Raw genomic sequence first — 24,174 nt, forward strand, 5'->3', positions numbered from 1 at the left:
ATTTAAATTTTTCATCAAAGTTTCTAAAAAGTTTCCAAATATTTTTATACTTCCATTGTTTTAAATTTTAATATGGAGTAAAAACAAATGGAAAGAAGATTGTTTTTAAAAGGTTCAGCTTTAGGTTCTATGGTGGCTTTTTTTGCAAGTTCAAATTTAAGTGCTGCTATGCTTAAGGATAAGGATTTGCTAGGTTTTAAAGCTGTTAGTGCAAGCACGCAAGATAAAGTTATAGTACCACAAGGTTATGAAGCAAAGGTTTTAATTTCTTGGGGTGATCCACTTTTTAGTAAAGCAAAACCTTATGATGAAAGTAAAATCATCGATATGAATGCGGTTAAAAATGCTCATTTGGTTTTTGGAGATAACGATGATGGTATGAGTTTTTTTCCACTTTCAAAAAACAGAGGAATTTTAGCCGTTAATAATGAATATATAAATCCTGAAATCATGTTTAATCATCATGGTAAAAATTTAAGCAAAGAAGATGTTTTATATGAACAAGCCAGTGTGGGTGTGAGTATCTTAGAAATCGAAAAAAAGGGTGATGATTGGACTGTGGTTTTAGACTCTAAGTATAACCGCAGAATCGATGCAAACACTAAAATGCAAGTAAGTGGAGCAGCTAAAAAAGAAGTTTTAAAAAATGAAAAATTTGTTCATGGAACTTTTGCAAATTGTGCAAATGGACAAACACCTTGGGGAACTTATATCACCTGTGAAGAAAATTTTGAAAATTTTTTTGGAAGTTCAGATGAAAATCTAGAATTTAATGATGCCTTTAAGCGCTATGGATTTAACAAAACTAGTCTTTATGGATGGGAAAAATTTGATGAAAGATTTGATTTAGCTAAAAATATGGATGAAGCCAATCGTTTTGGTTGGATAGTGGAAATCAATCCTTTTGATGCAAAAAGTACACCTGTTAAAAGAACTTCTTTAGGGCGTTTTAAACATGAAAATGCAGAAATTATCGTAGAAAAAGATGGTTCTGTTATAGTTTATATGGGTGATGATGAGATGAATGAATTTATTTATAAATTTGTTAGCAAACACAAATACAAAAAAGGTACTGATACAAGTAAAATTTTAGATGAAGGCACTTTGTATGTAGGACAGTTTAACGGCAATGTGGGAGATTTTAAAGGACAGGGAAAATGGATAGCCTTAGAATATGGCAAAAACGGCCTAGATGAAAAAAATGGTTTTAAGTCTCAAGCTCAAGTACTCATCAATACGCGTCTTGCCGCAAGCATTGTAGGTGCAACTCCTATGGATAGATGTGAATGGATAGCAAGCCATAAACAAAGTGGTTCTAAAGAGGTATTTGCAACACTAACGAACAACAAAAATCGCCAAGAACCTAATGCAGCAAATCCAAGGACTAAAAATGTTTATGGACAAATTTTAAAATGGATGCCAAAAAATTCTCATAAAGACGATGATTTTACTTGGGAAATTTTTGCTCTTGCTGGAAATCCTGATAACCAACAAGGCTTATATAAAGGCTCAAATAATATTACAAGTGAAAATAAATTCAATTCTCCTGATGGACTTAAATTTGATAGAGATGGAAGACTTTGGATACAAACAGATGGATCTTATTCTAATAAAGATGAATACGAAGGTATGGGAAATAACTGCATGCTAGCAGCAAATCCAAAAACAGGGGAAATCAGACGCTTTTTAACAGGACCTATTGCTTGTGAATTAACAGGGATTGCTTTTAGTGAGGATTATACTACAATGTTTGTAGGCATACAACATCCAGGAGAAGGTTTGAAAGGTAGTACTTTTCCTTATGGAAAAACACCAAGATCAAGTGTAATGATGATAAGAAAACTTGATGGTGGAGTGATAGGAAGCTAAATAAAAATAAAGTTGCTTTTAGCAACTTTATAAAATCTTAATGCAAGCTTTCTATATAAGCCATAGCACTTAATGCAGCTACAGCTCCATCACCTGCAGCACAAATAACTTGCTTAGGCGCATCTTTTCTAAGGTCCCCTGCGGCAAAAAGTCCAGCAACGCTAGTTTGCATTTTAAGATCAACACTTACTTGCCCACCTTCTTCCATATTGCATAAAAACTTACCATCGTCTTGTTTTAAAATTTCATTTCTTACATTAAGACCAACAAAAGTAAAAATTCCTGGAACATTTAAATCTCTAATACTACCATCTTTTAATTTTACTTTTACCCCAGTAACACCCATTTTATCACCATATACTTCATCTACACTTGCACTAGTAATAAGTTCTATTTTTTCATTTTTCTTAACTTTTTCTACTGTAGATGGAGCCGCTCTAAACTCATCTCTGCGGTGGATAAGATAAACCTTAGAACAAATATTTGCTAGATATAAAGCTTCTTCTAAAGCCGTATCTCCACCACCTAAAACTGCAACTTCTTTATTTTTATAAAAAAATCCATCACAAGTTGCACAAGTACTTACACCTTTTCCAAAAAATTCATCTTCGCCTTTAAAACCTGCTCTTTTTGGAGCCGAGCCTGTACAAACTATCACAGCTTTAGCAAGTTCTGTTTTGCCACCTTCTAATTTGATGGTAAAACTTCCATCGCTATTTTTTAAAATTTGCTCTACTCCAACCATTTCATGTTTTAAACCAAAACGCATACATTGTTCATTCCAAGGAGCCATAAAAGAAATTCCATCCATAACTTGGGCTACACCTGGATAATTTTCTATTTCAGAACTTGAGGTAATTTGTCCGCCAGGCATACCTTTTTCAAGCATTACTACATTCTTAAGACCACCTCTAGTTGCATAAAGTCCAGCACTAAGTCCAGCAGGACCTCCACCTATGATTGCTACATCTAACATTTATATTTCCTTTATATTGAATTTTATTATTAATAATGATATAAAAATTATTCTTAATAGTAGTTAATAAAAATTATTATTTAGTATAAATTTGAAATTTTTAAGAAGAAGGCTAGTCATACTAGCCTTTAGTTTATAGTAAAGAGTTTAGTTTATCGCTAATTGCTTGTTTAGATTGTGCACCAACGAGTTGATCTACAACTTCACCATTTTTAAAGAAAATAAGCGTAGGAATAGAGCGAACACCAAATTCAGCTGCTAAATCACCTTGTTCATCTGTATTTACTTTGCAAATTTTAGCTTTACCATCGAAGTCATTTGCAAGTTCATCAATAACTGGAGCAAGCATTCTACAAGGTCCGCACCATGGAGCCCAAAAATCAACTAAAGCTACACCTTCTTTTGCTTGAGCAAAATTATCACTTGTTAATTCAATATATTTTCCCATAATTTTTCCTTTCTTTAATTTTTGTCTAATTGTATTTTATTTTTTTAAATATCAGCTTAAAAACTTATATTTTCGCAAAATTGTATCACATCATTTTTAATGCAAATCAGATCAATCTGAAAATCCGATGAAATCCCATTTTTAAGATGATAAAATTCTATAGTTTTTAAAATTTTTTCAAGTTTTTTTCTATCCAAACGCTCGGAAACTTCATAATCATTTTGAGTAAATTTAACTTCTATAAAATGTAAAATTTCATCTTTTTTGGCTATTATATCGATTTCTCCAAATTTAGAATGGAAATTTCTTTTTAAAATTTCAAAGCCCTGTTTTTTTAAAAATTTACAAGCTTTATCTTCCCCTAAAATTCCATCTAAATAAGCTTTTACACCCATTATTCTATACGCATCATAAAAGGCTTGGTTTTTATAAAATCTTGTTTGCGTAAAATTTCAAGCAAATTTTGTATGCTTTTTTCATAAGTTAAATGTGTAGTAAAAAACAAAGTACTGTAATTTTCATCATTTTTTTTAGGTTTTTGTAAAAAACTATCGATAGAAATATTATTTTCACTCATCAATTGTGTGATTTTAGATAAAACTCCTATTTTATCTTCAACTTTCACCCTTAAATAATATTTTGTATAAATTTCATCTTTGCTTAAAAGCTTGTATTCTAAAGTATTCACAAAACCAAGCATTGGTGCTTTTACCTGATCTCTTGCTATATCCATAAGATCTGAAATCACAGCACTTGCAGTAGCCTCTCCTCCTGCTCCTGCTCCATAATACAAACTTTCACCCAGCAAATCTCCATTAATGCTTATAGCATTCATCACTCCATCAACTTTTGCAAGCATTTTTTCTTTATCTATCATAGTGGGATGCACTCTTAATTCTACTTTATTTTCACGCACCTTAGCTATACCTAAAAGTTTTATGGTAAATTCAAACTCATTAGCAAAATACATATCTTCAGGCGCAATTTCGCTAATACCCTCGATCAAAATATCTTCAGGTTTAGCTTTAAGATTATAAGCGATACTTGATAAAACAAGCAGTTTGTGAGCTGCATCTTGTCCTTCTATGTCAAAAGTTGGATCAGCTTCTGCATAACCTAAATTTTGAGCTATTTGTAAGGCTTGTTTAAAACTCATATTTTTTTGACTCATAGAACTTAAAATATAATTACTCGTACCATTTAAAATCCCTTTTATAGCCAAAATATTATTTGCACTTAAACCTTCTTTTAAAACCTTGATAATAGGAATTCCTCCAGCCACACTTGCTTCATAACCAAAAGCTAAATTTTTAGCTAAATTTTCAAGTTCATAACGATGATAAGCAAGCATAGCTTTATTTGCAGTAACAACAGCTTTTTTCTTTTTTAAAATTTCACTCACTATTTTAAAAGCTTCATCCACCCCACCCATTAATTCTACAAAAACATCTACATCAGCATTTAAAATTTCTGCAACGCTATGAGTAATTGGAATTAAAGCATTTTTTTTAGGACTTCTAGCAAGAGCGATCACAGGAGTTATGCTTTGCCCACATCTTGCACGAATAAGTTTATCATTTTCTAAAAGAAATTTAACCACCGCACTTCCAACAGTGCCATAACCAAGAATCGCTACTTTCATAACTTACTCTTTTAAATATTTTTTGATATTGCGTGCAGCTTGGCGTATGCGATTTTCATTTTCAATTAAAGCAATTCTTACATACTCATCACCTGCTTCGCCAAAACCTACCCCAGGACTTACTGCAACACTAGCGCGTTGTAAAAGTTGCTTTGAAAATTCTAAACTTTTTAAATGTCTTTTGCTTTCAGGGAGTTTTGCCCAAACAAACATACTTGCTCTTGGTTTTTGAAGTTTCCAGCCTGCATTTTCAAAAGCTTCAAGTAAAATGTGCATTCTTTTATCATAAGTTGCACGGATTTCATCTACACAAGTTTGATCTCCATCTAAAGCTATGGTAGCTGCTACTTGAATAGGTGTGTACATACCATAATCAAACCAAGATTTTATTTTTTTAAGCGCACTGACTAAGCGTTTATTTCCTACTACAAAACCCACGCGCCAGCCTGCCATATTGTAAGATTTTGAAAGAGTGTAAGTTTCTACCGCTACATCTTTTGCGCCTTCAATTTCCAAAATAGAAGGAGTTTTATAGTCATCATAAGTTAAATCTGCATAAGCAATATCTGAAATAATATAAAATCTTTCTTTTTTTGCCGTTGCTATCAATCTTTCATAAAAACTTTTCTCACAAGTTACTGTTGTTGGATTATGCGGGAAATTAACAACGACATATTTTGGGCGTGGGATGCTTTCATTTAAAGTTTTATGTAAATTTTCAAAAAATTGATTTTCATCAAGCTCAAATTTTTCATTATAAGCTAAAGGCATTTTTGCTACATTACCTCCTGCTATAATAAAAGCTTGAGTATGTATAGGATAAGCAGGAGTTGGCACGATAGCAACATCTCCAGGATTTATAATCGCTCTTGCAAGATTTACAAAACCCTCTTTTGAACCCATAGTAGCTACAACTTCATTTTCAGGATCTAAATTGACATTATATTTTCTTTTATACCAATTACAAATTGCTAAGCGAAGTTTATAAATCCCCATGGATGTAGAATATCTCGAGGTTTTATCTTTGTTAGCACTTTCACAAAGTTTATCTATAATGTGTTGTGGAGTTTTACCATCGGGATTTCCCATTGAAAAGTCGATGATATCCTCTCCAGCACGTCTTGCTGCCATTTTTATCGCATTTACTTCTGCGAAAACATAATTTGGAAGTCTTTCTATGGTATTAAAACGGATTTCATCAAACATTTCTTAATCCTTTATTTTTTAAGTGTGATTTTTAAACCCCTGCGTATATTATCTAAACTATACATATCGCTTACAATAGCATATATAGCACCATTTGGAATAAGTTCTGAAAAATGATTATTTTTATTTTCGCTTTTTACTGCTTTAATTAGATTCAGATTTTTATCTAAAAAGAAGATTTTAGGAAACCAATTGTCTAAATCATTTGCATCAATAATCAAATTTGTAGCATTTTTTAAATCAAGCACATAGTCTTTAAGGGGTTTTTCTAATGATTTTGGAGTATTTAAATTAACATTTGTATTGGTTTTTAATACAGCATTGGAAAAATTTAAATCATATTCATAGTCATATGCCCCAATGCGCTTAATATTATCTATATAGACAGAATTTTCTTTTAAGAGATTGTAAAGCGTTCCAGGATCTAAAACATATTGAGATTCTACTTGTATGGTATAGTCAATATTTCCTTCTCTTAAAATCAAATCTGTAGGGATAAAATATATATATCCGGCATCTGTTAAAACATCGGATAAAATTTTAAAAAACATAACTTCATCAGCTTTTGCTTTAAAATTTAGTCTTAGACTTTGAGGATTTGATAGTGTTAAGGCAATTAAAGAATTGGTTTTTAATATTTGAGATATTTTTGCAATATCACAATTTCCATTATTATCTATGTAAGAATTATTTGAAAATAATAATTCTAGTTGAGAATTTTTACTAGGATTGTTTACTAAATTTTTTGCTAATTCAAGACTTGAGATTGCAAAAGATATATTAACCCAAAAAGTAAGAATAATAATTTTTTTTACCATTCTTTACCTTTATTTAATTTTACAAATTCAGCAGCTGAAATACTTGTAATTTTTCCATCTTTAATCAAGAAACGTTTTGAAATTCCTGCAGGAAATTTTTGTTCTTTATTTTCTTGATCAAACATTGTTAAAGCTGCAGCCCCTGTTAAAATTAACTGATCTTTATTTAAAGAAATATTAAAATCTTTTTCTTTAACAAAGCTTGTTTTTTTAAGACTTTTTAAATCTATTAAACCTATCCAAATCTTGGTAGAGGTTTTAAAATGTGCTTCTTTTAAAGAATCAGTTTTTAGTGTATTTGTGTCTTCTTGGATTTGGGTATTTTTTTCTTCATCGAGTAGAGTTGTGTTATTTTCACTGATATTATTTTCTATGCTTATGTTTTTATCATTTTCTTGTAATGAGGTGTTTTGGCTTGGTAAAACGCTCTCTGTTTGATTTGTTTCTTGTGCTTTATTGTTGTCTATAACAACAACATTGTTTCCACTTAAAGATTTTAAATTTTCTTGTGCTTGTCCTATTATGTCTATAACTGTTGCACTAGTATTATTTTGTTCATCTTTGAAAAAAGTTTTAAGTGTATCAAAATAATAAATTCCGCTTCCTATAATCACTAAAACAATAAGAACAATCAAAAAAGGCCAAGCGTTAGAGGATTTTTGACTATAAGCATCTAGTTTTGGGGTTATCATTTTTGATTTTGTTTGTGGAGTAGGATTGTTTTCGTTAAGATAAGCTTCATACTCTTCGTTAAAATCACTAAAGTCGAGTTCGTATTCTCTGCTTAAAATTTTAACAAAACCTTTAACATTAAAACGACTTAAAACAGCAAAATTCTTTTCTACTAAAGCTTCAAGAAAATCAAGTTCAATTTGCGTTTTTGCTGCAACTTCTTTTAAATTTAATTCTTGTATTTTTTTCCAATTAAGCATTTAACATCCTATCACAAAGTATTGCAAAAGCAGCGCTGACATTAAGACTATCAAAATTATTTTTCATCGCAATGCCTACACATTCATCGCATTTTTTTATAATTTTAGAGCTTAAACCAAAACCCTCACTACCCAAAACTAAAACTTTTTTACCATTGCTTATTTTTACACTGTGAATTTCTTTTCCCGAGCCATCGCTCGCATAAAAATAAAAACCTACTTGTTTTAGTTCGTTTATTACACTTAAAGCATCGTTGCTTATTGCAATAGGTAAATCAAGAGCCGCTCCGCTGCTTGTGCGAATTACTCCTTCCATGGCTAATTTTTCACCAATAAAAATTAAAGCCCCAACCCCTAAAGCATAAGCTGTACGCGTGATAGCCCCTATATTTCCTACATCGCTAATTCCATAAAGCATAACAATAAAATCATTTTTTTTGATCTCATTTAAATTCGCAAAAGAACTTTCTTTAATATCTAGCAAAAAACCTTGATGATTGCCACCTTTCGCATAAGCTTGAGCAGTTTTAAAATCAAGTTTTTTGATTTTAAAACCTGATTTTGCGATTTTGGAAAAAGTAATTTTATCACATTCTTTTGCTAAATAAAGCTCATTGATACAGTCTTTATGATATTCTAAAATATAAAAAAATATTTGCTTCCCATAAACTATCATATTAAAATTTTACCTAATCTTGACTTAAAAGCAGTTTTTGATAAATTTCTTTTGCATTTTTTCCATTGATCTTTGATAATAATTTTGCTTTTGCTTTTAAAGGCAGCTCTAAATCCATAATATCTTTTTCACAAAGAGTATTTTGCAAAAAATTTTGTTCTTTTGATTGCAGTACTACAACCCATTCACCGTTTAAATTAGACTTTTTTAAAATTTCAAAAAGCTCTTTAGCATTGCCTTTAAATTTTTTTTCAAATTTTTTACTGATTTCTTTAATCAAAAAAATTTCTCTTTGGCTGTCTAGAATCATAATCTGTTCTACTAAAGATAAAATACGCTTGGGGGATTCGTAAATAATACTTGGATAAGGAAAGTTTAAAATTTTTTCTATATCTTTTTGTCTTTCTTTGCCTTTATTTGCTAAAAAACCAATAAAGATAAATTCTTTTTGACAAAATGCTGAGCTTACAAGAGCAACTAAGGCTGCATTTGCACCTGGTAAAATTTCATAGGCGATATTATTTTCTTGTGCAAATTCTACCAAAGTCTTGCCAGGATCACTAATCCCTGGCATTCCTGCATCGCTTAAATAAACTACATTTTTTTCAAATATCTTTAAATCAATACTCGCTAAAACTTCTTTTTCATTATGGGAGTGTAAGGCTATAAATTTAGAAATATGTATATCAGTGTGAAATTTGATATTTAATAACGAAATCAAAGACTTACTTACTCTTGTATCTTCACAAAACACAAGATCGCAAGTCTTTAAAAGTTCTAAGGCTCTAAAAGAAATATCGCTTAAATTTCCTATGGGAGTAGGAATAAAATAAAGCATAATTATTGCATTGCGTATTTTTTCTTAAATTTCTCTACACGACCTGCAGCATCTACAATTTTTTCACTGCCTGTAAAAAAAGGATGGCAATTTGAACAAATATCTACTCTTAATTCTGCTTTGTTTGACTTTGTTGTAAAAGTATTTCCACAAGCACAACTTACTTTGCATTCTACATATTCTGGGTGAATTTCTTTTTTCATTAGTTTTCCTTAAAAATTAAAACAATAAGCCGTGATTATAAATTATTTAACATAAAAAAGAGATTAATTTAAGAAAAGTTAAAGCAAAATTTTTGAAGCTATAGCTATGATAGCTGTTTGACTTTTTAGAATATTAGAGCTTTTAAGAGAGATTTTTCGGTTAAACAATAATCTCTCATCATTGTTAAATCCACCTTCAGGACCTATAAAATACAATTCTTTTTCATTGAAATGACTTTGTTGTTCTCCTTGAAAATCAACCATAATTGCATTTGGAAATTTTTGAACAAATTCTTGAGTGCTTTGGTGGATAATTAAATCCATTTTAGTATTTCTACCGCATTGTTCACAAGAAGAAATAATGATTTTTTCAAATCTTTCTAAATCGATTTTAAAATTTCTTTGTGAAAAATTTGTAAAAACCAAATGTAACTTTTTTACTCCAAGTTCATTTAAGAAAGGTAGAGTTTTTTCTAAAATTTTAATATCTATAATGGCTAAGGCTAAGTTTAATTCACTTTGTTTTATATTTTGTGATTTTTTGTTTAAAAATTTTAAAGTGCAAGAATTTCTTGTTAAATTTGTGATTGTATAGTTGTAAAGAAAATTATCTTGTAAATTTCTAAGATTTAGCTCCGAATTTTCCTTTACTCTTCTTACTTTTAAATGGTTAAAGTTTTCACCTTGAAGTTGTATAAACTCTTCTCCAGCTTGCTTGTTATACAAAAATTGCATTTTATAGATATCTTTCTATTAAAAAAGGCAAAAACAATAAAAAAATTTCAAAAGGTAAAATCAAACAACTAATCCATCTAAAAGTGGCATATTTTCTAAATCTTCTTGCTTTTTTAAAACAAACAAAGTGAAAAATTGCTAAGGCAAAAATTAAGATCCAAGAAAAAATCATTACCCAGATATTGACATTCATTTGAAATTGTTTCATTGCTGATAACAAACAACCTGTAAAAATAATCAAAGCTAAAAATAAATAATAAATTGGTAAAAATAATCGTATTCTGCGAATAAAAATGAATTCGGTTTTAAAATTTCCTTGTGTTAGTATAAGATAAAAAAGCATTAAAAAACCGCTCGCATAAAGACTATAAAGATGTAAAGCTAAAAAGAATTCGTAACTTTGATCCATTATTTTCCTTTGTTTATAAAATCAGCTAAATTTTGAATTTGTTCATCACTTAAAAAACTATGGTTTTTATCTTTTATCGTTTTTATTTTTTGTATAAAAATTTTATTGCTCAAGGTTTTAATGGCCGTGCTGTTTTTAGGTTTTAATTCCCCTTTTTCTCCATGACAAGTGGCGCATTTTTGTTTATATAAAGAGTTGATAATACTAGGATTGACTTCATGTTCATCATTTGAACTTTGTGCTTCATCATCTACAGGTAAAGGCAGGTTGGAGTCACTTAATTCTGTTTTTTCATCGTTTTGTTCTATTTGGACTACTTCTTGATCTGTATTTTGAGTCTTGGAAATATTTTTTTCATCATTAGAACAGGCAGATAAAACTAATAAAAAAAAACTTAAGGCAATTAAAATTTTAGCTTTTTGCATTAAATCTCCTTTGGATTTATAAAAATTTCTTCATTTTTTAATTTGTTATAAAAATCTATATCATTCCATTCTGCTTTAATGCCATTGGAAAATTCTATGTCTTGAAGTGAAATTTTTGGCATTAGCTCACTATAGGCATCTTCTCTAAAACCTTGTGCATAGCCTGTTCTTGTTTCATGAACAATGATGCTTTGTAAAGTCACTCCTTGTTCTCCATTTACCATTTTTGTTTGTTTTAATAAAGCATCTATAAGTATGAAAAATACACGACAAAAATTTTCAGCACTTACATTAACAGGCAGGCAAATCCAACGACTTGAATATTTTTTCATTTCTTCTAAATATTTTGCGTCATCATATTTAAAAAGAGTGATAGCATGATCAAAACTATCAATAATTTGGCGTATATAGGTTTTTAAAAGTCCAAAATCATAGACCATTCCAGCATTATCTAAATATTTGCTTTCAAGTAAAACTTCAACTTTGTAAGAATGTCCATGAATGCTACTTTTGCAACGCTTAGAAGAACAAAATCTAACAATGTGTGCGTTTTCAAATTCAAATAATTTTCTTATAATCATACACCCTCTTTATCGTTCCAAAGACGAATATGAATTCTATCAGAATAATTATAACCATTCTTAATACAAAATTCAGCAATTTTTTGAGCATTTTTTTTAAGGTTTTGCTCATTTTCACCCATAGGCATACAAAAAATTTGATTTGGAGCTTCTTTTAGAATTTCATTGATTTCTAAAAATGAATTATCAAGAGTATTGGCATCTAAAACAAATTTATAAAAACTATCTTTTGCGTAATTTTTAAATGCTTTTAAAGCTTTAAAATTTAATCGTTTATCTTTTTTTATCCCACTATTTTGGAGTTTAACGCTTAAAGCAAAAATACATTCTTTGTAAAAAGGATATCTATCAAAATCAATTTCTATGCTTCCATTGCTTTCAAAGTGTATTTCGAATTTATTTTTTAATAACATTTGGATAAATTCTATAAATTCAGGATTTTCATAATGGATTAATGGCTCTCCACCTGTGATAACAACTATAGGATCAAAGTCTTTTTTTAATTTTATCACTCTTTTTAAAAGTTCATTAGCATTTAAAGTTTCATAACTTTCTTTAAAATCTTTTGTGAAAACAGCTCTTATCGTGTCACATCCAATGAGAGTTTTATCGTTTTTTGATATTTTTACATTAAAACCTAAACAGTTGAAATTGCAACCAGCAAAACGCATAAAAATAGCTAATTTTCCATTATATTTGCCTTCTCCTTGAATGCTTAAGAAACTTTCAACAAGTTGCAAAATTAACCTCCAGTTTGATAAAAAGCACGAGATGAGGTTTCATTATCAACAACACTCCATTTATTTTTTTCTGGTTTATTTCTTAATACTTCTTGTAATATTTCTACAGCGGCTTTAATATCACCTTTTCGAACCGCTTCTTTTATGCTTAATGCTTCATCAAAATAAAGGCAAGGTATTAACAAGCCTTCAGCACTTAAGCGTATGCGATTGCAAGAATCGCAAAATTCATGGCTATGAGGATCTATAATTCCAAATTCATAATCATCTGCCTTGTAAATACTCACAGGTGCTTTTTCATCTTTTTTTATAAGTTGAATTTGATATTTTTGACTCAAAATTTGTATAATTTCATCTCTTTTTAATCCTTGTAATTTACCATAAGCATGAGTATTTTCCATAAATTCTATAAAGCGAATTTGAGCTTTTTTTGATTTTGCAAATTCCAAAAGAGATATCAGTTCATCATCGTTTAAATTTTTAAGAGCTACAGTATTAAGTTTTACTTTCAAATCTAGATTTAAAGCTTCATCAATTCCAGATAAAACACTATCTAATACATCTTTTTGCGCAAGAGTTTTTGCTTTTTTGTGATCTAGGGTATCAAGTGAAATATTAAGTCGTTTAAGTCCAGCATTTTTTAGGTCTTTAGCAAAGTCTTTTAGTAAAAATCCATTTGTAGTTATAGCAAGGTCAATATCGCTTTTATAATCGCTAATCATTTTTATAAAAATACTTAAATCTTTTCTTAATAAAGGTTCCCCACCTGTTATACGGATTTTTTCAATTCCTTCGTCTATAGCTGCTTTAACAAATAAAAAAAGTTCTTCAAAGCTTAATAAATTTTCTTTTGGCTGATAATCGAAAGGAATTTTTGGCATACAATAAAGGCAGCGAAAGTTACATCTTTGTGTAACTGAAATTCTAAGATAATTTATCTTTCTACCGAATTGATCTATAAGCATTTATTTTCCATTCTATTTTATTAATTTCTTAAATTTTAAGACAAGTTCTACATTTCCAGTGCCAATGCGTAAATCTTTAGCGATTTGTTCTATGCTTTTTCCTTCTTTGAAAAGATTTTCTATTTTTTGTTCTTCTGTATCGTAATTTGGTGTAAGTTTAGCCATGCTTTGTGCTTTTTGTTCCAAATTTAAAAGACGATTTTGTTGTTCATTTTGAAAATCTTCTATGATATGTTCCATAGTTTTTAGTGTTCTTAAAACAGGAGTGATTTTTGAACTGATTTGTTTATCAAGTTCAATCATAATTTCTTCTTTTAAAAGAGAGGTTTTATAGTCTTCATCCTCTTCGCTATCATCTTTAACTCCTAATTCTTTACGAAAATAATGAAGTTCTTTGGTAATATCTTCTATCACATTTTGAAGTTTTGCTATTTTTGCATTATTTTCTCTTTCTTTGATATTCATGTAGGCTAGCATTGCAATTAAAAGCACAATTATAAAAACTAAATAAAGTACATCATCACTCATTCTTGGCCTTTCTTATTTCTTATCATATTTCTTTGGATTTCAACAACAAAAGCATCAAAAGCCATTTTGTCTTCAGGCTTAATTTTGATAATTTTTGCCAATGTTTGACTTTGAGCTTTGATAAAAATAGCTATTTTTTGATTATTTAAATCAAATCTTAAATAATATTCTTTATCTTCTTCTAAAATAGTATCCAAAAAATTTAGATACTCAAAATTTAAAGATTCTATTACCCCTTTTTGCTTAAGTGGTATAAGTTCTTTATTTTTATCTAAAGAATTTTCAAGTCTTAAAATATCTTCTTTTAGACTTAAAAGAAGATCAAAAATAATTTTTTCACCCTCGTCAAAATCAATGCGTAAAGCAAGTTTTTTCCATTTTAAAATTTGAGAAATTGCTCCAAGTTTTAGGTATTCTCCAAGAAAACGGTTATTTTCTATTTCACAACATTCTAAATGAGCTTCAAATCCTGCTTTAAAAAGTGCTAATTCCATAATAAATCAATCCAAATAAAAATAAAAAAGATAATACTTAAATAACCATTTAGAGTAAAAAATGCTCTATCAATATGAGCAAAATTCTTATGAACAATTTTATGTTCCAAGGCTAAAATAATACCGCTTATAATTACCCCAATAAGTGCTATTTTTCCAAGTGCTACACCCCAAACTTCCCACACAAAAAGAAGCCAAAATAATACCGCTAAAATATGGCAAAAAGATGATATAAATAAAGTAGCCTTTGAACCAAATTTAGCAGGAATAGAGTGAAGTCCTATTTTTTTATCATACTCCATATCTTGTAAAGAATAAAGCAGATCAAACCCAGCTGTCCAAAAAGTTACACCTAAACATAAAATAACGCTATAAATGTGAATTTCACCCATAATTATAACACTTCCTGCAATAGGCGCAAGTCCTAAACAAAATCCTAAAACTAAATGTGCTAAAGAACTAAAGCGCTTAAAAGCTGAATAAATAGCCAATACCAAAAGCACAGGAAAAGACAAATAAAAGGCCAAGGTATTAATAAAATAAGAACATGATATAAAAATAAGTGCATTAATAATGATAAAAATCCATACGCTTTTTCTACCTATTTTTCCACTGACATTAGGGCGATTTGCACAACGAGGATTATCCTTATCTATATCTTCATCCATTAAACGATTTGTAGCCATGGCAAAATTTCTTGCACTTACTGCACAAATAATGCCTAAAATCAACGCCTTAAAACCAAACCAAGCAGTGTCATTTGCAAGTTTTGATGCTACAATCATAGAGGAAAATAAAAAAGGCAAAGCAAAAATAGAATGCTTAAATACTACAAGTTCTAAAATATCTTTAAATTTTATCCAGAATGTGTTCATTTTTCTACTTTAAAATATTTTTTGCTATGATTTTACTAAAATTTTTATAAATTTTAGGATAAATATTAAAATGTTTTTTGAAATAGCATTAATAGGAACAACCGCGAGTGGAAAAACATACATAGCCAATACTTTAGCAAGAGAATTTAATGCTGTTGTTTTAAGTCTTGATAGTCTTTGTGTTTATAAAGAGATTAATATAGCAAGTGCCAAGCCTTCACAAGATGATCTTGCGAGTATAAAATACTTTGGGGTAAATTTATTGAGCGTGAATGAACATTTTAATGTTGAGTTATTCATAAGAGAATATCAAAAAGCAAAAGAATTTGCTTTAGCTAGAAATTTACCTCTAATTATAGTAGGTGGAACTGGATTTTATTTAAAAACTATGATAGATGGTTTAAGTGAAAAAACCTTAGAGTCAAAGAGTTCTTTAAATAACGATGAAATTTATGCTCTTTTATTAAATATTGATCCAAACTATAAAATAGAAAAAAATGATACTTATAGATTAAAAAAATGGCTGGGTATTTATGAACAAACAAGAGAAATTCCTAGTGAATTTTTAAAAAGAACACAAAAAACTGGGGTGCTTAAAGATATAGAAATTTATGAGCTTGCGTGGGATAAAGAAATTTTAAAAAAACGTATTAAAACTAGAACAAAAGAAATGCTTGATAATGGACTTTTAGATGAAGCAAAAATTCTTTTTTCTAAATTTGATCATAAACTTAAAGCATTAAATTCTATAGGTTTGAAAGAGTGTAAAGAATATTTAGATGGAGAAATTTCCTTTAAAGAGCTTGAAAATTTAATCACGATACATACTACACAACTTGCCAAAAGACAAAGAACTTTTAATAAAAAATTTCAAAGTAAAGCCTTGGAATTTGATAAAGCTTTAGCTACTTTAAGAATGAAATTTTCAATCGAAAAATAAATGTTCTATTAGAATTTTTACTCCTAGTATAATTAAAACCAATCCGCCTAAAAGTTCAGCTTTATTTTTAAGATAAATTCCAAATTTATTCCCTGTTTTTAGAGCAATGATACATAAAATGAAGGTGATAATACCTATTAAAAATATAGCTAATAATAAATTTACATTTAAAAATGCAAAACTCACACCAACTGCTAGTGCATCGATACTCGTAGCAATTGCTAAAGCTAGCATGGTTTTAAAGCCAAATTGATTGGCATTACTATCGCAATTTTCATTTTCCAATGACTCTTTGATCATTTTTAATCCTATTAAAGAAAGTAAAATAAAAGCTATCCAATGATCAATACTCGCAATAAAAGATGCAAAAGTTATGCCTATAAAATAACCAATAGTTGGCATCAAAGCTTGAAATCCACCAAAATAAATTCCAACAATAAGATAATGTTTTAAATGTAGTTTTTTAACACTAAAACCTTTGCATAGTGATACAGCAAAAGCATCCATTCCTAAAGCACAGGATAAAAAAATAAGACTATAAAAATCCATAATAAATCCTAAAATTTTATAAAAAATTGAAGATGAAATTATAATCAAACAAAGATAAAAATCACATAATTTTGATATATTTAATTAAATTTTAAGAAATAAATATATATAATTCAATTTCATTTTTATTTTTTACTCCTTAAAAGTGGCCCATTCGTCTAGCGGTTAGGACATCGCCCTTTCACGGCGGTAACACGAGTTCGAGTCTCGTATGGGTCACCACTTTTTAATTTTTCTTTTAAAATAACAATTTTTTCATTTTTTCTATTGAAATTTAATAAATATTAATAATTTATTTTGTAGAATACGAATAGCTTTTGATATAAGTCTATTATAGACTTATATCAAGGCTGGGCATTATTGAGCTGGTGTTTGCTCTTTTGTTTTTTTGTGAGTTTTAGCTTCATGTTTTTTATCAGCTTTAGCTTTTGAATGATGAGCTTTTGTATGTGTTTGATTTACATCGCTTGGAGTATTAGCTGCAAAAACATTAGCTGCGAAAGCACCTAGTAATGCCGAGATTAGTACAACTTTTTTCATATTTTCCTCCTTATGAATAATTTTTAGTTGCAAATTAATTGTAATTATTAAAAATCAACAAATAGATATTTTTTGTAAAAATATTTCAAAAAAATATAATTTTTTATATATATTTAAATTATTATTAAAATATATTATAAATGTATCTTATTTTATTTAGGTTAAATAAATAGAAATTTTACCCACTAAGCTTTTAAGATATTTTTACTCTTTTTAATATTATTATGGTAATATTTTCAATATCAAACTAAAAATAAAGGAGAAATTATGTTTGAATTAAGAAAATTACCTTATGATACCAATGCTTTTGGTGATTTTTTGAGTGCTGAAACTTTTAGCTATCATCATGGAAAACATCACAATACTTATGTTACAAATCTAAATAATCTTATTAAAGATACTGAATTTGTAGGTAAAGATCTTGTAAGTATTATCAAAACTTCAAATGGGGGCGTATTTAATAACGCAGCTCAAGTTTATAATCATGATTTTTATTTTGATTGCATTAAGCCAAGTACAGGCTGTGGCTGTGGCGGTTCATGTCAAAGTATAGATGCTAATTTACAAGCGGCACTAGAAAAAGAATTTGGATCTTTAGAAAATTTCAAAGCTGAATTTATCAAAGGCGCTACAGGAGTTTTTGGTTCAGGATGGTTTTGGTTAGTTTATAATACTAAAAATCAAAAACTAGAATTTGTAGGTACTTCAAACGCAGCTACACCAATTACTGAAGATAAAGTTCCTTTACTTGTTGTAGATGTTTGGGAACATGCTTATTATGTAGATCATCGCAATGCACGCCCTGCTTATTTAGAAAAATTCTATGCTCATATTAACTGGGAATTTGTTGCAAAAGCTTACGAATGGGCTTTAAAAGAAGGCATGGGATCAGTTAGCTTTTATGCAAATGAACTTCACCCTGTAAAATAACTTTAATCCTTTTTGTGCTAGAATGGATTTTGACATTAAGTCAACATTCTACACAAAAAGGGGCAAAAATGGATAATTCTTTATCTGCATATACTCAAAAATATGACAAAGAAGGTTATGGACTTCAATATCCTGATGGTCATGTTATAAGATTTTACGAGAGAATCTTAAAATACAAACTAAGCAAAACAAGTGGAAAATTACTTGATTTTGGTTGTGGAAATGGAGTGCATTCTAAGTATTTTAAAAATATAACCGGGGGGGGGGTATAGAGCCTTATGGCATTGATATAGTTCCTAGTTTAAAAAAAGTTTGGGAAAAAGATCCTTGCTTAGATTCTAAAAATTTTCACATCATATCTCCTAATTCTAGCTTTAAAAAACTCTTCAATACAAAAATGGATTTTATATTTGCAAATCAAAGCTTATATTATCTTACAAAACAAGCTTTTAAAGAAGCTGTGCAAGAATTTTATGAACTATGCAATGAAGGAGCTATTATATTTGCAACCATGATGAGCGATAAAGGCTATAGTATGTATGAAAGAGGAGAACTTATGGATAATAGCTTGCGTGAAGTAAAAGGATGTCCAAGTGGTAGATTGAGTGGTTCTTCATATATACGCTTTACTAAAGACATAGAAGAATTAAAAGAAGATTTTAAACCTTTTAAACCTTTATTTTGGGGAGATTATGAATTAATTAATCTGTATAATTTTGAAGGCAGTGTGGAGCACTTTATTTATATAGGACAAAAGTAAGTGCTCTAGCACTTACTCTCCTAAGCTTGGAGTCATTTCGATAATCTTCCAAGGAAGTCCTTGAGAATTCAGCTCTTCCATAAAAGGCTTAGCGTCAAATTCTTCCATATTAAACACGCCTTTTCCTTGCCAAATTCCTTTAGCGATTAATTTCGTACCTATCATAGCAGGAACACCTGTAGTATAGCTCACAGCTTGCGCGCCAGTTTCTTTGTAACATTCTTCATGATTGCAAACATTATAAATATAAACTTGTTTGTCTTTTCCATCTTTTTTACCACGAATCACGCAACCTATATTGGTATAACCTTTAGTGCGTGGTCCTAAACTTGCAGGATCAGGAAGCAAGGTTTTTAAAAATTCTATAGGAATGATTTCTTTACCTTGGTGTATCACAGGTTTAATCCCTAGCATTCCAACATTTTCAAGACATTTCATGTGAGTTAAATAACTTTGTCCAAAAGTCATAAAAAAGCGTATTCTTTTTAAACCTTTGATATTTTTTACCAAGCTTTCAAGTTCTTCATGATAAAGCAAATAGCTATCTTTCACTCCTACTTCTGGATAATCCCACTCCATTTTTATTTCCATAGGCTGCGTTTCTATCCACTTGCCATTTTCCCAATAACGCCCTTTAGCAGAAACCTCACGCAGATTGATTTCAGGGTTAAAATTCGTCGCAAAAGCATAGCCATGATCACCTGCATTGCAATCTAAAATATCTATATAAGAAATTTCATCAAATAAATTTTGCTGTGCATAAGCACAAAAAACATTAGTTACACCAGGATCAAATCCACTTCCTAAAAGTCCTAAAATTCCTGCTTGTTTAAACTCATCATTTCTCGCCCATTGCTCTTTGTATTCAAATTTAGCTAAATCAGGATGTTCATAATTTGCCGTATCTATATAATCAATCCCTGCTTTTATACAAGCATCCATTAAACTCAAATCTTGATAAGGCAAAGCCACATTGAGTAAAATTTGTGCTTCTGTTTTCTTGATAAGTTCTACAACTGCATTGCTATCATCAGCATCAATTTGCGCCGTTTCAATTTGAACCCCTAAACGCTCTTTGATAAAAGCAGCGATTTCATCACATTTGCTTTTTGTTCTACTAGCTAAAGTGATTTTACTAAAAGTATCAGAATTCATTGCGCATTTTACAGTAGCCACACGACTTACCCCACCTGCGCCTATGATTAAAAGATTTTTCATTCCTATCCTTCAAAAATTTTTTTGATTTTATCAAATTTAAACTAAAAATTGATAATATCAAAACTTATTTTCTCTTCTAAATCATAACTTGAGCTCACCAAAATAAAAAAAATTATATTTTTATAAAGTAATTTTAGCCTACAAAAAGCCCCTAAAAATTCTTTTTGTAAAATTTTAGCCTCAAAGCGATTTCCTATTTTAAGCTCTGCATAACCAAAAATATAATTTTTTGAAGCTATCCAAGCAAAAAATTCATCTTCTAAATCAAGTTTTTCTTCTATGATATTTAAATCAGGTAAAATTTGTGCACTTTTAAAATCAGGTTTAAAATAAAGCTCTTTAGGATTTGCATGAGCTAAAATTTTTCCTTTTTCTAAAAAAGCGATTTGATCAGACATACAATAAGCATCTTCAATATCATGAGTTACCATAATAGCCGTAATGCCTTGATTTTCTATCATTTTTTTCAATTCTCTTCTTAAATCCTGTTTTAAATTTTGATCCAAATTAGAAAAAGGTTCATCTAAAAGCAAAAGCTTACATCCTCTTGCCATAGCTCTAGCAAAAGCCACTCTTTGCGCTTGTCCTCCTGAAATTTCATCGATTTTTTTATATCTTAAATCTTCAATTTCAAAAGTTTTAAGCAAATGATTTAAAATTTGATTTTTATCTTTTTTATCATAAAGTGCAAAAAGTATGTTTTTCTCAACATTTAAATGAGGAAATAAAGCATAATTTTGAAACATCAAAGCCACTTCACCTTTGCAAGAAAACAAATCATAAGAACTAGCTTGTTCAAGCTTAGCAATAATCCTTAAAAGCGTGCTTTTTCCGCTTCCACTACCTCCTAAAATGCTTAAAAATTCTCCTTCTTTGACATGAAGATTGATATTTTCTAAAGCTTGTATTTTTCCAAAATTTTTAGATAAATTTTTAATTTCTAACATCATCTTTCCTTGTGATTTTATCCATCCAAACAACAACCATTAAAGAAAGAAAAACGATAAACAAGGAAGGCAAAGCTGCATCATAAATTCTTTCATCACTTGCAAACCAGAAAGCTTTAACACTTAAAGTTTCAAAGCCAAAAGGCGCTAAAATTCTACTTAAAGGAAGTTCTTTAATCGTATCAATAAAAACAATAATAAAAGCCAAAAATAAAAAATGTTTCATTAAAGGTGTGTGAATTTTAAAAAATAAAATAAAATAACTCGTTCTTAAATTTAAACTTGCTTCATCAATGTTTAGATGAATTTTATTATATCCTCCCTCTAAAGAATAAATTGCACTCGCTAAAAAACGAATTATATAAGCAAAAACAAGAACAAGTAAAGAATTTCCCAATAAACTCATGTGAAAAAATTTATCCAAAAATACAAAAAGCACTATAATGCTAATCCCTAAAGCAGCAGCAGGTATAGAATAACCCAAAGAACTTATTTTTAAAATAAATAAATTAAAAAAATGATTTTTAACTATCCTAGAGCTAAACATCAAAAAATAAGCTAAAAAAGTGGTAATTAAAGCAGTGATTAAAGCTAAGATTATAGTTTGAAAACTGATAATATAAAATTGCGATTCAAAAAGCTTATGATCTTTTAGCCCCCAATAAACTAGCCAAATAAAAGGTAAAATAAAACCTACAAAAGCAATCATAAAACAATAAATACAGGATAGAATTTGTTTAATAGGATTTAATTTTCTTTTTTTGATAAAAAGAGCTAAATTTTGATTAAAACTATAATGATGTTTATTTTTATAATAATAATCCACATACATAATCAAAAATACAAAAAGCATTAAAATACCCGATAAAACACTAGAAGAATAAGAATCATTCAAATCATACCAGAGTTTAAAAATTCCAGCCGAAAAAGTATCCACTCCCAAATAAGCACTTGCACCATAATCACTCAAAGTTTCCATTAAAACCAATAAAGCTCCAGAAAAAATGGCAGGTCTTGCACTCAAAAGTGCCACGCGTGTAAAAATTCTAAATTCAGAATATTTCATGATTTTAGCTACTTCATAAGCCTCTTTAGCTTCACTTTTAAAAGCTGTTTTAGCAAATAAATAAATATAAGGATATAAAGAAATAGCCAAAACAAAAATAACACCATAATGATTGAAAAAATCTATCCTAAAGCCAAAATTTTCGTGAAAAAATCCTTGAAAATCCATAATTCCCACATAAACAAAGGCTAAAATATAAGCAGGTATGGCTAAGGGTAAAATGAGTAATTTTTCTAAAATTTTACAGAAATAAAAATCATAATTTGCAATCAAATAAGCAGAACTCACACCCAAAATCAAGCTTAAACACAATACTCCCATGCTAATTATAAAAGTATCTTTGATGAATTTTAAAAATAAATAATCAAAAAAATGACTCAAATTTTCTTTAATAGATGAAAATTGGGTTAAATCACTTGTATTAAAATTTTGAAATAAAATATAAAAAAGTTCAGCAAAAATACCAAAAATAGGTAAAGCAAGAAAAAGGGCAAGTAAAATTGCCCCGAGTTTATAGTATTTTAAGGTTTTATACATTATCTAAAACCGACTTCATCGTAAATTTTAACCGCTTCTTTAATATTTTCTGCTATCTTACTCACAGGGATTTGATCTTCTTTGAAAGTTCCAAAATCTTTTACCGTTTGGCTTAATTCTACATCATTTCTTATAGGAAATTCATAATTACTATCAGTAAGAATTTTTTGAATTTCAGGACTTAACATAAATTCCATAAATTTTTTAGCCGCATCTTGATTTTTACTTGATTTTGTCATAGCAATACCGCTAATGTTAATATGCGTTCCTCTATTGTCTTGATTAGGAAAAATAATACCCAAAGAATTCCCCACTTCTACATCTTTTGGATTTTTAGAATTCTTTAAAAGCCCTATATAATAAGTATTCATAACTGCAAATTTAGCTTCGCCTGCAAATACTTGTCTGGCTTGATCTCTATCCCCACCCTTTGGATTTGTCGCAAGATTTTCAAGCACACCTTTAGCCCATGCTTTAGCCTCTTTATTTCCGTCATTAGCTATAATAGATGCTAAAAGAGTTTTGCTATAAGGAGCTGTAGCACTTCTCATAACAATTTCTCCTTTAAATTCAGCTTTTGCTAAATCTTCATAATTTTTCATTTTGCTAATATCGATATTTGTGTTTTTGTTGTAAGCAATAATTCTTGCTCTTTTTGTAATCGCAAACCATTCTTTATCCTTATCTCTTAAATGAGCGGGTATAAATTCTTCTAAATATTTTGATGAAACAGGGGATAAAAGTCCTAAATTCTTAGCTTCTGTAAGATTTGAAATATCAGCTGTGATGAAAATATCAGCAGGAGAATTACTTCCTTCAAGAGAAAGTCTTTTAATAAGTTCTGAAGCTTTGGCTTGAGTATGATTGACCTTAATACCTGTTTTTTCTTCGAATTTTTTTATGATTTCAAAATCAGCATTATAATGTCTTGCTGAGTAAATATTAAGCTCACTAGCACCTAAAAATGAAACAGCTGTTAAAAACATAAAGAAGATTTTTTTCATATTTTATCCTTTAATTGAGAATTATACTCGGTTTTATTAAGATCTTTAAAATCGGTATGAGAATGTTCAGAGCAAGCAAAAGCAAAGCCAACGCATAGTAAAAATAAAATTATTTTTTTCATAGACATTAATTCCTTTTAGATATTTTGATAAGAAATATTAATATTAAAAAGTAAATATAAAGTAACTTAATAATTTTATAACTGATAAATATTTTCATTTTATTATAATAAATTTTGATAATAATTATAAATAATTAAATTTTAATATAAATATTTAATAGTATTTTTATATATAAAATATTAATATTCAATATCAAAAAT

The 24,174-nt window shown here is 29.1% G+C and carries 31 protein-coding genes and 1 tRNA gene; 6 read left to right on the top strand and 26 right to left on the bottom strand.

Features of this window, described 5'->3' with window-relative positions:
* The first annotated feature begins 87 nt into the window (after positions 1-87).
* Positions 88-1,869: a PhoX family phosphatase gene (locus FBF20_RS00720; protein WP_002917405.1), complete on the top strand. Its 1,782-nt coding sequence runs from the start codon at positions 88-90 to the stop codon at positions 1,867-1,869.
* 37 nt (positions 1,870-1,906) lie between these two features.
* Here the strand turns inward: FBF20_RS00720 and trxB are convergent, their stop codons facing one another.
* From trxB to mqnP, 19 genes are all read right to left on the bottom strand, one after another.
* Positions 1,907-2,845 (bottom strand): thioredoxin-disulfide reductase, encoded by a 939-nt coding sequence (gene trxB, locus FBF20_RS00725; protein ID WP_002917406.1) that lies wholly within the window; start codon positions 2,843-2,845, stop codon positions 1,907-1,909.
* Positions 2,846-2,978: 133 nt separating this feature from the next.
* Positions 2,979-3,293 (bottom strand): thioredoxin, encoded by a 315-nt coding sequence (trxA, locus tag FBF20_RS00730; protein WP_002778629.1) that lies wholly within the window; start codon positions 3,291-3,293, stop codon positions 2,979-2,981.
* A gap of 56 nt (positions 3,294-3,349) precedes the next feature.
* Complete coding sequence (locus tag FBF20_RS00735; protein WP_002851874.1) at positions 3,350-3,688, bottom strand: YraN family protein; 339 nt, start codon at positions 3,686-3,688, stop codon at positions 3,350-3,352.
* Positions 3,688-4,935: a homoserine dehydrogenase gene (locus tag FBF20_RS00740; protein WP_002878951.1), complete on the bottom strand. Its 1,248-nt coding sequence runs from the start codon at positions 4,933-4,935 to the stop codon at positions 3,688-3,690. The genes FBF20_RS00735 and FBF20_RS00740 overlap by 1 nt, the downstream gene beginning before the upstream one ends.
* A gap of 3 nt (positions 4,936-4,938) precedes the next feature.
* Complete coding sequence (locus FBF20_RS00745; RefSeq protein WP_002917407.1) at positions 4,939-6,141, bottom strand: LL-diaminopimelate aminotransferase; 1,203 nt, start codon at positions 6,139-6,141, stop codon at positions 4,939-4,941.
* An 11-nt stretch (positions 6,142-6,152) separates the two neighbouring features.
* Positions 6,153-6,959, bottom strand: coding sequence for a hypothetical protein (locus FBF20_RS00750; protein WP_002917408.1), 807 nt, complete (start codon positions 6,957-6,959; stop codon positions 6,153-6,155).
* Positions 6,953-7,891, bottom strand: coding sequence for a membrane protein (locus FBF20_RS00755; protein ID WP_002917409.1), 939 nt, complete (start codon positions 7,889-7,891; stop codon positions 6,953-6,955). The genes FBF20_RS00750 and FBF20_RS00755 overlap by 7 nt, the downstream gene beginning before the upstream one ends.
* The gene (gene rlmB / locus FBF20_RS00760; RefSeq protein WP_002854186.1) at positions 7,884-8,567 is read right to left on the bottom strand and encodes a 23S rRNA (guanosine(2251)-2'-O)-methyltransferase RlmB; all 684 of its coding nucleotides are present in this window, start codon (positions 8,565-8,567) and stop codon (positions 7,884-7,886) included. Before rlmB ends, FBF20_RS00755 begins: the two co-directional genes overlap by 8 nt.
* A 13-nt stretch (positions 8,568-8,580) precedes the next feature.
* Complete coding sequence (rsmI, locus tag FBF20_RS00765) at positions 8,581-9,405, bottom strand: 16S rRNA (cytidine(1402)-2'-O)-methyltransferase (protein WP_002904278.1); 825 nt, start codon at positions 9,403-9,405, stop codon at positions 8,581-8,583.
* Between the two features lie 2 nt (positions 9,406-9,407).
* Positions 9,408-9,608: a 50S ribosomal protein L31 gene (rpmE, locus tag FBF20_RS00770; protein WP_002851603.1), complete on the bottom strand. Its 201-nt coding sequence runs from the start codon at positions 9,606-9,608 to the stop codon at positions 9,408-9,410.
* A gap of 78 nt (positions 9,609-9,686) precedes the next feature.
* On the bottom strand, positions 9,687-10,343 hold the full coding sequence (locus tag FBF20_RS00775) for a 16S rRNA (uracil(1498)-N(3))-methyltransferase (RefSeq protein ID WP_002904280.1): 657 nt from the start codon (positions 10,341-10,343) through the stop codon (positions 9,687-9,689).
* Position 10,344: 1 nt separating this feature from the next.
* Positions 10,345-10,752 carry a membrane protein gene (locus FBF20_RS00780; protein WP_002851635.1) on the bottom strand — a complete coding sequence of 136 codons (408 nt, stop codon included), beginning with the start codon at positions 10,750-10,752 and terminating at the stop codon, positions 10,345-10,347.
* Positions 10,752-11,177 carry a cytochrome c gene (locus FBF20_RS00785; protein ID WP_002851842.1) on the bottom strand — a complete coding sequence of 142 codons (426 nt, stop codon included), beginning with the start codon at positions 11,175-11,177 and terminating at the stop codon, positions 10,752-10,754. The genes FBF20_RS00780 and FBF20_RS00785 overlap by 1 nt, the downstream gene beginning before the upstream one ends.
* Complete coding sequence (locus tag FBF20_RS00790; RefSeq protein ID WP_002858675.1) at positions 11,177-11,758, bottom strand: 6-carboxytetrahydropterin synthase; 582 nt, start codon at positions 11,756-11,758, stop codon at positions 11,177-11,179. Before FBF20_RS00790 ends, FBF20_RS00785 begins: the two co-directional genes overlap by 1 nt.
* On the bottom strand, positions 11,755-12,498 hold the full coding sequence (locus tag FBF20_RS00795; protein ID WP_002851883.1) for a 7-carboxy-7-deazaguanine synthase QueE: 744 nt from the start codon (positions 12,496-12,498) through the stop codon (positions 11,755-11,757). The genes FBF20_RS00790 and FBF20_RS00795 overlap by 4 nt, the downstream gene beginning before the upstream one ends.
* Positions 12,499-12,500: 2 nt before the next feature.
* Complete coding sequence (gene moaA / locus FBF20_RS00800) at positions 12,501-13,463, bottom strand: GTP 3',8-cyclase MoaA (RefSeq protein ID WP_002868437.1); 963 nt, start codon at positions 13,461-13,463, stop codon at positions 12,501-12,503.
* A gap of 12 nt (positions 13,464-13,475) precedes the next feature.
* Positions 13,476-13,991, bottom strand: coding sequence for a hypothetical protein (locus FBF20_RS00805; protein WP_002851715.1), 516 nt, complete (start codon positions 13,989-13,991; stop codon positions 13,476-13,478).
* The gene (locus FBF20_RS00810) at positions 13,988-14,485 is read right to left on the bottom strand and encodes a hypothetical protein (RefSeq protein WP_002851641.1); all 498 of its coding nucleotides are present in this window, start codon (positions 14,483-14,485) and stop codon (positions 13,988-13,990) included. The genes FBF20_RS00805 and FBF20_RS00810 overlap by 4 nt, the downstream gene beginning before the upstream one ends.
* Positions 14,476-15,360, bottom strand: a complete 885-nt coding sequence (gene mqnP / locus FBF20_RS00815) for a menaquinone biosynthesis prenyltransferase MqnP (RefSeq protein ID WP_002851905.1) — start codon at positions 15,358-15,360, stop codon at positions 14,476-14,478. The genes FBF20_RS00810 and mqnP overlap by 10 nt, the downstream gene beginning before the upstream one ends.
* Before the next feature lie 70 nt (positions 15,361-15,430).
* Here mqnP and miaA point away from each other — a divergent pair, with 70 nt between their 5' ends.
* Positions 15,431-16,300, top strand: coding sequence for a tRNA (adenosine(37)-N6)-dimethylallyltransferase MiaA (gene miaA / locus FBF20_RS00820; protein WP_002851982.1), 870 nt, complete (start codon positions 15,431-15,433; stop codon positions 16,298-16,300).
* On the opposite strand, the gene FBF20_RS00825 is transcribed toward miaA, so the two are convergent.
* Positions 16,286-16,849, bottom strand: coding sequence for a manganese efflux pump MntP family protein (locus FBF20_RS00825; RefSeq protein WP_002857544.1), 564 nt, complete (start codon positions 16,847-16,849; stop codon positions 16,286-16,288). The two genes, miaA and FBF20_RS00825, sit on opposite strands and share 15 nt — an antisense overlap.
* A gap of 147 nt (positions 16,850-16,996) precedes the next feature.
* Between FBF20_RS00825 and FBF20_RS00830 the strand changes: the two genes are divergently transcribed.
* A tRNA-Glu gene (locus tag FBF20_RS00830) sits at positions 16,997-17,071 on the top strand.
* 135 nt (positions 17,072-17,206) lie between these two features.
* On the opposite strand, the gene FBF20_RS00835 is transcribed toward FBF20_RS00830, so the two are convergent.
* Positions 17,207-17,389, bottom strand: coding sequence for a hypothetical protein (locus tag FBF20_RS00835; protein ID WP_002851904.1), 183 nt, complete (start codon positions 17,387-17,389; stop codon positions 17,207-17,209).
* Positions 17,390-17,656: 267 nt separating this feature from the next.
* On the opposite strand from FBF20_RS00835, the gene sodB reads away from it, so the two are divergent.
* The 3 genes from sodB (at position 17,657) to FBF20_RS08845 (ending at position 19,079) form a co-directional block, all read left to right on the top strand.
* Positions 17,657-18,319 carry a superoxide dismutase [Fe] gene (gene sodB / locus FBF20_RS00840; protein ID WP_002917632.1) on the top strand — a complete coding sequence of 221 codons (663 nt, stop codon included), beginning with the start codon at positions 17,657-17,659 and terminating at the stop codon, positions 18,317-18,319.
* 68 nt (positions 18,320-18,387) lie between these two features.
* Positions 18,388-18,591 carry a hypothetical protein gene (locus FBF20_RS08840; protein ID WP_002851823.1) on the top strand — a complete coding sequence of 68 codons (204 nt, stop codon included), beginning with the start codon at positions 18,388-18,390 and terminating at the stop codon, positions 18,589-18,591.
* Positions 18,592-18,716: 125 nt separating this feature from the next.
* Positions 18,717-19,079, top strand: a complete 363-nt coding sequence (locus FBF20_RS08845) for a hypothetical protein (RefSeq protein ID WP_002851711.1) — start codon at positions 18,717-18,719, stop codon at positions 19,077-19,079.
* A 12-nt stretch (positions 19,080-19,091) separates the two neighbouring features.
* Here the strand turns inward: FBF20_RS08845 and FBF20_RS00850 are convergent, their stop codons facing one another.
* Genes FBF20_RS00850 through FBF20_RS00870 form a run of 5 tightly spaced genes read right to left on the bottom strand, consistent with a single transcriptional unit; the run spans position 19,092 to position 23,979 of the window.
* Positions 19,092-20,297: a saccharopine dehydrogenase family protein gene (locus FBF20_RS00850; protein WP_002852026.1), complete on the bottom strand. Its 1,206-nt coding sequence runs from the start codon at positions 20,295-20,297 to the stop codon at positions 19,092-19,094.
* A 41-nt stretch (positions 20,298-20,338) separates the two neighbouring features.
* Complete coding sequence (locus tag FBF20_RS00855; protein ID WP_010891842.1) at positions 20,339-21,247, bottom strand: ABC transporter ATP-binding protein; 909 nt, start codon at positions 21,245-21,247, stop codon at positions 20,339-20,341.
* A complete protein-coding gene (locus FBF20_RS00860; protein WP_002852018.1) occupies positions 21,231-22,847 on the bottom strand; it encodes an iron ABC transporter permease in 1,617 nt (538 codons plus the stop codon). The genes FBF20_RS00855 and FBF20_RS00860 overlap by 17 nt, the downstream gene beginning before the upstream one ends.
* Positions 22,847-23,851 (bottom strand): Fe(3+) ABC transporter substrate-binding protein, encoded by a 1,005-nt coding sequence (locus tag FBF20_RS00865; RefSeq protein ID WP_002857563.1) that lies wholly within the window; start codon positions 23,849-23,851, stop codon positions 22,847-22,849. Before FBF20_RS00865 ends, FBF20_RS00860 begins: the two co-directional genes overlap by 1 nt.
* Positions 23,848-23,979 carry a lipoprotein gene (locus FBF20_RS00870; protein WP_002859376.1) on the bottom strand — a complete coding sequence of 44 codons (132 nt, stop codon included), beginning with the start codon at positions 23,977-23,979 and terminating at the stop codon, positions 23,848-23,850. The genes FBF20_RS00865 and FBF20_RS00870 overlap by 4 nt, the downstream gene beginning before the upstream one ends.
* Positions 23,980-24,174: the final 195 nt, after the last annotated feature.

This window comes from Campylobacter sp. CFSAN093259, assembly GCF_012889985.1.
GTDB lineage: Bacteria > Campylobacterota > Campylobacteria > Campylobacterales > Campylobacteraceae > Campylobacter_D > Campylobacter_D jejuni.

What these genes read in the sequence shown, in the direction of transcription:
- FBF20_RS00720 (WP_002917405.1), top strand. Translation starts at nt 88, where the DNA reads ATGGAAAGAAGATTGTTTTTAAAAGGTTCAGCTTTAGGTTCTATGGTG.
- trxB (WP_002917406.1), bottom strand. Translation starts at nt 2,845, where the DNA reads ATGTTAGATGTAGCAATCATAGGTGGAGGTCCTGCTGGACTTAGTGCT.
- trxA (WP_002778629.1), bottom strand. Translation starts at nt 3,293, where the DNA reads ATGGGAAAATATATTGAATTAACAAGTGATAATTTTGCTCAAGCAAAA.
- FBF20_RS00735 (WP_002851874.1), bottom strand. Translation starts at nt 3,688, where the DNA reads ATGGGTGTAAAAGCTTATTTAGATGGAATTTTAGGGGAAGATAAAGCT.
- FBF20_RS00740 (WP_002878951.1), bottom strand. Translation starts at nt 4,935, where the DNA reads ATGAAAGTAGCGATTCTTGGTTATGGCACTGTTGGAAGTGCGGTGGTT.
- FBF20_RS00745 (WP_002917407.1), bottom strand. Translation starts at nt 6,141, where the DNA reads ATGTTTGATGAAATCCGTTTTAATACCATAGAAAGACTTCCAAATTAT.
- FBF20_RS00750 (WP_002917408.1), bottom strand. Translation starts at nt 6,959, where the DNA reads ATGGTAAAAAAAATTATTATTCTTACTTTTTGGGTTAATATATCTTTT.
- FBF20_RS00755 (WP_002917409.1), bottom strand. Translation starts at nt 7,891, where the DNA reads ATGCTTAATTGGAAAAAAATACAAGAATTAAATTTAAAAGAAGTTGCA.
- rlmB (WP_002854186.1), bottom strand. Translation starts at nt 8,567, where the DNA reads ATGATAGTTTATGGGAAGCAAATATTTTTTTATATTTTAGAATATCAT.
- rsmI (WP_002904278.1), bottom strand. Translation starts at nt 9,405, where the DNA reads ATGCTTTATTTTATTCCTACTCCCATAGGAAATTTAAGCGATATTTCT.
- rpmE (WP_002851603.1), bottom strand. Translation starts at nt 9,608, where the DNA reads ATGAAAAAAGAAATTCACCCAGAATATGTAGAATGCAAAGTAAGTTGT.
- FBF20_RS00775 (WP_002904280.1), bottom strand. Translation starts at nt 10,343, where the DNA reads ATGCAATTTTTGTATAACAAGCAAGCTGGAGAAGAGTTTATACAACTT.
- FBF20_RS00780 (WP_002851635.1), bottom strand. Translation starts at nt 10,752, where the DNA reads ATGGATCAAAGTTACGAATTCTTTTTAGCTTTACATCTTTATAGTCTT.
- FBF20_RS00785 (WP_002851842.1), bottom strand. Translation starts at nt 11,177, where the DNA reads ATGCAAAAAGCTAAAATTTTAATTGCCTTAAGTTTTTTTTTATTAGTT.
- FBF20_RS00790 (WP_002858675.1), bottom strand. Translation starts at nt 11,758, where the DNA reads ATGATTATAAGAAAATTATTTGAATTTGAAAACGCACACATTGTTAGA.
- moaA (WP_002868437.1), bottom strand. Translation starts at nt 13,463, where the DNA reads ATGCTTATAGATCAATTCGGTAGAAAGATAAATTATCTTAGAATTTCA.
- FBF20_RS00805 (WP_002851715.1), bottom strand. Translation starts at nt 13,991, where the DNA reads ATGAGTGATGATGTACTTTATTTAGTTTTTATAATTGTGCTTTTAATT.
- FBF20_RS00810 (WP_002851641.1), bottom strand. Translation starts at nt 14,485, where the DNA reads ATGGAATTAGCACTTTTTAAAGCAGGATTTGAAGCTCATTTAGAATGT.
- mqnP (WP_002851905.1), bottom strand. Translation starts at nt 15,360, where the DNA reads ATGAACACATTCTGGATAAAATTTAAAGATATTTTAGAACTTGTAGTA.
- miaA (WP_002851982.1), top strand. Translation starts at nt 15,431, where the DNA reads ATGTTTTTTGAAATAGCATTAATAGGAACAACCGCGAGTGGAAAAACA.
- FBF20_RS00825 (WP_002857544.1), bottom strand. Translation starts at nt 16,849, where the DNA reads ATGGATTTTTATAGTCTTATTTTTTTATCCTGTGCTTTAGGAATGGAT.
- FBF20_RS00835 (WP_002851904.1), bottom strand. Translation starts at nt 17,389, where the DNA reads ATGAAAAAAGTTGTACTAATCTCGGCATTACTAGGTGCTTTCGCAGCT.
- sodB (WP_002917632.1), top strand. Translation starts at nt 17,657, where the DNA reads ATGTTTGAATTAAGAAAATTACCTTATGATACCAATGCTTTTGGTGAT.
- FBF20_RS08840 (WP_002851823.1), top strand. Translation starts at nt 18,388, where the DNA reads ATGGATAATTCTTTATCTGCATATACTCAAAAATATGACAAAGAAGGT.
- FBF20_RS08845 (WP_002851711.1), top strand. Translation starts at nt 18,717, where the DNA reads ATGGATTTTATATTTGCAAATCAAAGCTTATATTATCTTACAAAACAA.
- FBF20_RS00850 (WP_002852026.1), bottom strand. Translation starts at nt 20,297, where the DNA reads ATGAAAAATCTTTTAATCATAGGCGCAGGTGGGGTAAGTCGTGTGGCT.
- FBF20_RS00855 (WP_010891842.1), bottom strand. Translation starts at nt 21,247, where the DNA reads ATGATGTTAGAAATTAAAAATTTATCTAAAAATTTTGGAAAAATACAA.
- FBF20_RS00860 (WP_002852018.1), bottom strand. Translation starts at nt 22,847, where the DNA reads ATGTATAAAACCTTAAAATACTATAAACTCGGGGCAATTTTACTTGCC.
- FBF20_RS00865 (WP_002857563.1), bottom strand. Translation starts at nt 23,851, where the DNA reads ATGAAAAAAATCTTCTTTATGTTTTTAACAGCTGTTTCATTTTTAGGT.
- FBF20_RS00870 (WP_002859376.1), bottom strand. Translation starts at nt 23,979, where the DNA reads ATGTCTATGAAAAAAATAATTTTATTTTTACTATGCGTTGGCTTTGCT.